Below are 5,412 nucleotides of genomic sequence, written 5' to 3'. Positions count from 1 at the left end.
CAGGGCGGCCGCATCATGTCAATAAGCATACTTTATTGAGAATAGATTTAAAATCAATGTCATTAAGTTTTGCTTATTGCGAAAGTTTTAGGCGATCGCTTTGGGGCTTAAAAAATAATCAAGCTCGAAATCCTGATTTTTTCGTTGGTTCTTAACCTTCGTTGTGATCAAGAGTAATTTAGATGCGTTTGCCCTGGTTTCTACACTGCTGGCAATCCCACTACTGAAATCGTTTTTTCCACCAGTAATATCAACAGGGCCAGTAACATTAACATTGACATTCCCTGCATCTCCGCGTCCTGCTGGCTGGGTTTCAGATGCACCACGAGTAATAGTTAACAGTTGAGCGCCATCAATTAGTGAAAGGCTTGCAGCATTAATGTTGATATTACCTCCCTTTCCTAGACCCCCTGCCTCAACCGTGCTGAGAATGGCAGTCGGTTGACCTGCAAGGAAAACAGTATCGTGTGCCCGCACTGTAACATTTCCCGCATTGCCTTGTCCAAATGTTGAAGTTTGTAGTTGAGCGCTATCTCGTAACAAAAAAGAACCAGAATCGATAGTAATATCGCCTCCATTGCCAACTGTTCCTGTTTCTGTACGGCTGAAAATCCCAGTGCGAAAATAGTAGTTTTTCGCCCTAGCAATATCAACTGCGCCGATAACATTAATGTTGACGTTGCCCGCACTTCCGCGCCCTGCTGGCTGGGTTTCAGATGCACCACGAGTAATAGTTACTATTTGAGCAGCATCAATTAATGATAGTGTTGCAGCATTGATGTCAATATTGCCACCTTTACCAATACCCCCTGATTCCACCAAGCTTAAAATGCCAGCAGCATTTACAAGAGAAACAGCATCTCGTGCCCGTACTATCACATTCCCCGCATTACCAAGTCCCCAAGTTGAGGCTTCAAGTTGAGCACCATTTTGTAATGAGAATGAACCAGAATTGATAGTAATGTTACCCCCATTGCCAACAGTTCCAGTTTCCATAGAGCTGTCAATCCCACTGTAAAAACCATTTTTCTGCCCAGCAATATTAACAGCCCCTGTTACTTTAAGATTGACATTTCCTGCATCCCCTTGCCCTGCTGGTTGGGTAGCAGATGCTTTGCGAGTAACGGCTAATAGTTGGCTGCCATCAATTAGTGACAGTGTTGCAGCATTGATGTCAATATTGCCACCCTTACCGACACCTCCTGCTTCTACCGTGTTGAAGATGGAAGCATTATCTAGAGAAACAGCATCTCGTGCCCCTATTGCCACATTCCCTGCATTCCCTTGTCCAGAAGTCGAGGTAAAAAGTGCAGCGCTTTCTTGTAAGGAAAAGGAACCAGAATAAATATTAATGTTACCCCCATTACCTTTTGAATTCAAACGCACAAAATTGCCAATTCCACTCCCAGCAACTTTGATTTCCTCAGTAGCATTAAGCGTAATATCTCCTGCAACAGTTTCAAATGTCCCCAAACCTTGCCCAATACCACCGCTTAAAATACTTCCTTCTAAAATCTCTAGATTTCTAGCATTGACTGCAATATTACCCCCACCAGCCCCAGTTACATATATACCTGCTTGATTGGTGAGGGATATCTCAGCTTGCCCAACATTAGAAGGAAATATTAAGCTGAGATTCTTACTATCTACACCCAGTAAGACAGTACCAGATTCGCCCAACGCTCCTAACTCCACTCGTCCACCAAAAGCATTTAATCGTCCCCCATTCATGCTGACATTACCACCAGCAGCAAACTTTTACCATCTGGTACTCGTAAACCAAATGCATTAAAGCCTGCCAAATCTGTTCCTGCAAATGCAACTGAGTTATTTTGAATCGCTGCGTTTTGATTAATCTGATTAAACAGCAATGCTGAAGGATTAACAGCCAACAACGCTGAAAGGATATTTTTCTCAGTAGCATTAAAAAATCCGAGATTTTCAAATTGCAGTGCATTCGCTGTAGTCGCAACAAAAGAACCACCAATATTCAATTGGGCATTCTGACCAAAAATAATCCCGTTGGGATTTATTAGAAACAGGTTAGCTGCGCCCTTAGTGCTGATTATCCCATTAATATCAGAAACTGAACCACCTGTGACTCTACTAATAATATTCTGAATATCAAAAGCATTATTGAAAGAAGCAGTGCCACCAATAGGCACAGAAAACTCGCCAAAGCTGTGAAACAAATTACTTCCTGCTTGCGTTCCTCCAGTGATATTGAGAGTGCTACCATCTGGTGCAACAATTGAATTGTTAGGTAAACTACCATCTGGAGTTATTTGAGCGCTTGCATAATCAATGGTACAAAAGCTGATACCTAAACCGACAGCCACTGAAGCACCCCAATGAGTAAAACCCAAACCTGACATCGCAAGCCTCCACCAATAGCAGTAGCCAACTTTAGTTAAGCATAAATCAAGTTACTAGCTACTAAATAGCCAATAATCAGCCCACTAAGTTTTCACCCGAAAACTCCGGTTTTTCGCAACTACTTGAATAATTTACAAAACTTTACTTTATAAAGTTCTCAAACTACCGCTCACGCGACCTTTCCCACCGAATCAACTCCCCATCCACAATCGCAATCCCCCACTGCGGAAACTTCGCCAGCACCTTTTTAATCACAATCTGTAACGCCGGATCATCCCAACACTCTTGCAAAAAATCAAACCCCGCATTCTGCCCTGAATTCGCCGCAACTTTAAGTTTCTGCATACGCTCCGGTCGCATATTTGACCTCGCAACAATTGCCTCATGCGACCACTTTTCGGGATTTGGCACGGGCGCGGCGGAACTTTCACCCTCATCAACTGCTTTGACTTCTATACCTGAAACTTGCTTTTCTCGCGGCAAGAAAGCAGATTGACCCTGTTCTACTTGCCCCGGTGTTTGATTAGCGATCGCTACTTGTGCCCACATTAAGAATTCCCACGCTAAATGCTAAATTTTATTTAGCCACCCAGCAGGAGTTTTCTTTTTCTTATGTGGTTCTGGTCTGCCGATTCAGTAGAACAAGAATTATTTGATTTGTACGCTCCAGCCCTGCAATCGCTCGGTGTAAATTTTAATGACGAGCAACTCCAAGACACTCTAGAAGCAGCAAGCTATGGTTTAGAAGATGCTTTCAGGAGCGCAATCGTTTATATGCTTTGGCTCGAAGAAAACCTGAAGCCGATCTACCCGACTGCCATACTAATCGACGCACTGGCAAATCAATGGCGCACCAAGTACTGGAAACCGGAGTATTTAGAACTCGAACAATTGCTCTCAAGAGGAAAGCGCTGGTGGAGGGCAGCAGTGGATAAGTGGGGTTACGACGAGCGTAATCAACTGGTTGCAGATATATTTTACGACCACGGGCAGGAATTTATTAAGTTCCGCAATGGTAAAGAAATTCTAGTTGACACTGCTTATAAGTGGGGATGGGAGAGAGTAGCAGATTATGCGTCCCCGTTTTCAGAAAATAACTGGTCGCTTGGCAGTATCAATGCAAGGGAGTCTTAATCTACACCTTCTGCATTAGTGGATAAGCACCATCAAGCAGCAATCGCTTTAGCTGCACGCTATTCTAAGACAGTGTGATTTTTACTTCTCCCAATCCACCAGCACCCCATCCACGATCGCAATCCCCCGCTGCGGAAACTTCGCCAAAAGCTTTTTGATCACGATCTGTAAGGTAGGGTCATCATCCCAACACTCATACAAATACTCAAACCCCAGATTCTGCCCCGAATTCCCCGCCACTTTCAGTTTCTGCATACGCTCCGGTCGCATCATATTTGACCTCGCTACAATCGCCTCATGCGACCATTTTTCGGGATTTGGTACAGGCGCGGTGGAGCCTTCGCCTTCATAAACTGTTTCAGCTTCTACATCCGAAACCGAGTTTTCAACCAACAACGTAGCAGAATAACCCTGTGCTACCTGCCCCTGAGTTTGATTAGCGATGGCTACGCCCGCCGCAGGCATCGCAGAATTTAAAGAAAATTCATTTTTCAGTGACGTGCGCGGCGGAACAAGCACCTTCAAGACAATGCCTCGACTCAACACCACAATTTTGGCTTTCTTCTATCAACGAAGCAGATTGACTCAGTGCAGCGTTCACAAGCGCTAGCGATGTGCAGCCTATTGCCACAGGCAAGTCTTTCTCTTTCTCTGACCCCGACTCTCTGCTAAACTCTGCTTTTAAGGAACCTAGATAACCAAATATTGATAATGTCGTTAATTCCAAATACATTAGCAACCTTTATAGCTCTTTTCCCAATTGCCAATCCGATAGGTGCGGTTCCGGTTTTTTACACTTTAACAGCAACAGAAACACCGTCACAGCGCCATCAGCAGGCATTACAAACTGCTATCAATGTAGTTTTAGTTTTAGCTGTGTTTTTAGTAGCTGGCAGATGGATACTAGAATTTTTTGGGATTTCACTTCAGGTGCTAAGGCTAGCAGGTGGATTACTTGTTGCTCATACAGCGTGGGAAATGGTTACAGTTTGTCAACGCTTAACTCCATCAGAAAAGGATGAAGCTATGGAAAAAGAGGATATTTCTTTTACACCAATGGCAGTGCCGTTGATCAGCGGCCCTGGAGCAATTGGTGTAGTAACGAGTTTATCGATTAGCTTTAATCATTGGGTAGAGTATCTAGAATCTTTAGTGGGAATTGTTTTAATCGGAATTAGCCTTTACCTCTGTTTTGTCTTAGGAGAGCCATTAATTAAAAGGTTAGGAAGAAATGGTGTAGGAGCCTTAAATCGAGTTTTTGGTTTTTTTATCCTAGCCATTGGTGTACGGTTTATTGCTGATGGCTCTATTTCTTTATTGAAAGAGGCATTTCCTATCAAGTAAAATCAGCTTTGCTTTATCGCAAGTTAAAATCAAAAGGACTACAAAAATATGTTGGTCGTCTGAAAGGATTAAAACGATTACACCGTTGGTATAGTGCCTTTTGGATTGGAATGCAATGGTCAATTATGGGTAGGGACAATAATCAAATTTTGGGCTAATTTAGCCCAGGGCGGCTGTATAATCTCAATAAGCAAAATTTATTCTCAATAGAGCTAAAATTAATGTCATTAACCCTTGCTTATTGCGGAAATTTTAGGCGTTGGCGTAGCCCGCCGCAGGCATCGCTTTAAGGCATAAAAAATAATCAAACGCAATTTAGTATAAGTCTGCCCTGTAACTTACTTCAACACACTGCTTCTAGTCCCAATCCAATGGCATTTGAACGACGATTATGAGTAACCCCCTTTCCCATCCCGAAGATCCAGGCTTCCATTCATCTCTTCAAGAGAATCTAAAACAGCTTTCTGCTCAGTTGGGATCTCCTGTGTCCGAATTATCAGTCATGGAAATATACCAGAATGCGTGTGATCTACTGAGCCACGTTTCCCCATCACCTCT

7 protein-coding genes are annotated in these 5,412 nt (G+C 43.3%); 2 read left to right on the top strand and 5 right to left on the bottom strand.

What is annotated here, in order from left to right; all coding sequences use genetic code 11:
* Positions 1–87 precede the first annotated feature (87 nt).
* The 3 genes from H6G97_RS44355 to H6G97_RS54110 all read right to left on the bottom strand — a co-directional run bounded on the left by H6G97_RS44355 (position 88) and on the right by H6G97_RS54110 (position 2,925).
* On the bottom strand, positions 88–1,731 hold the full coding sequence (locus tag H6G97_RS44355; RefSeq protein ID WP_242056036.1) for a hypothetical protein: 1,644 nt from the start codon (positions 1,729–1,731) through the stop codon (positions 88–90).
* A complete protein-coding gene (locus H6G97_RS54115) occupies positions 1,728–2,375 on the bottom strand; it encodes a filamentous hemagglutinin N-terminal domain-containing protein (protein WP_242056035.1) in 648 nt (215 codons plus the stop codon). The genes H6G97_RS44355 and H6G97_RS54115 overlap by 4 nt, the downstream gene beginning before the upstream one ends.
* A 163-nt stretch (positions 2,376–2,538) precedes the next feature.
* Positions 2,539–2,925, bottom strand: coding sequence for a hypothetical protein (locus tag H6G97_RS54110; RefSeq protein ID WP_242056034.1), 387 nt, complete (start codon positions 2,923–2,925; stop codon positions 2,539–2,541).
* Positions 2,926–2,988: 63 nt separating this feature from the next.
* On the opposite strand from H6G97_RS54110, the gene H6G97_RS44345 reads away from it, so the two are divergent.
* Positions 2,989–3,510 (top strand): hypothetical protein, encoded by a 522-nt coding sequence (locus H6G97_RS44345; protein WP_190946841.1) that lies wholly within the window; start codon positions 2,989–2,991, stop codon positions 3,508–3,510.
* An 81-nt stretch (positions 3,511–3,591) separates the two neighbouring features.
* Here H6G97_RS44345 and H6G97_RS54105 read toward each other — a convergent pair whose 3' ends face one another.
* The gene (locus H6G97_RS54105) at positions 3,592–3,975 is read right to left on the bottom strand and encodes a hypothetical protein (RefSeq protein WP_242056033.1); all 384 of its coding nucleotides are present in this window, start codon (positions 3,973–3,975) and stop codon (positions 3,592–3,594) included.
* 19 nt (positions 3,976–3,994) lie between these two features.
* Complete coding sequence (locus tag H6G97_RS44335) at positions 3,995–4,237, bottom strand: hypothetical protein (RefSeq protein WP_190946840.1); 243 nt, start codon at positions 4,235–4,237, stop codon at positions 3,995–3,997.
* Here H6G97_RS44335 and H6G97_RS44330 point away from each other — a divergent pair.
* A complete protein-coding gene (locus tag H6G97_RS44330; protein WP_190946839.1) occupies positions 4,222–4,854 on the top strand; it encodes a MarC family protein in 633 nt (210 codons plus the stop codon). The two genes, H6G97_RS44335 and H6G97_RS44330, sit on opposite strands and share 16 nt — an antisense overlap.
* Positions 4,855–5,412 lie beyond the last annotated feature (558 nt).

This window comes from Nostoc flagelliforme FACHB-838, from assembly GCF_014698065.1.
In the GTDB taxonomy this organism is placed as follows: Bacteria; Cyanobacteriota; Cyanobacteriia; order Cyanobacteriales; family Nostocaceae; genus Nostoc; species Nostoc flagelliforme_B.
This window is presented reverse-complemented; position numbering and strand designations above follow the sequence as displayed.

What these genes read in the sequence shown, in the direction of transcription:
- H6G97_RS44345 (WP_190946841.1), top strand. Translation starts at nt 2,989, where the DNA reads ATGTGGTTCTGGTCTGCCGATTCAGTAGAACAAGAATTATTTGATTTG.
- H6G97_RS54110 (WP_242056034.1), bottom strand. Translation starts at nt 2,925, where the DNA reads ATGTGGGCACAAGTAGCGATCGCTAATCAAACACCGGGGCAAGTAGAA.
- H6G97_RS54105 (WP_242056033.1), bottom strand. Translation starts at nt 3,975, where the DNA reads ATGCCTGCGGCGGGCGTAGCCATCGCTAATCAAACTCAGGGGCAGGTA.
- H6G97_RS44330 (WP_190946839.1), top strand. Translation starts at nt 4,222, where the DNA reads ATGTCGTTAATTCCAAATACATTAGCAACCTTTATAGCTCTTTTCCCA.
- H6G97_RS44355 (WP_242056036.1), bottom strand. Translation starts at nt 1,731, where the DNA reads ATGAATGGGGGACGATTAAATGCTTTTGGTGGACGAGTGGAGTTAGGA.
- H6G97_RS54115 (WP_242056035.1), bottom strand. Translation starts at nt 2,375, where the DNA reads ATGTCAGGTTTGGGTTTTACTCATTGGGGTGCTTCAGTGGCTGTCGGT.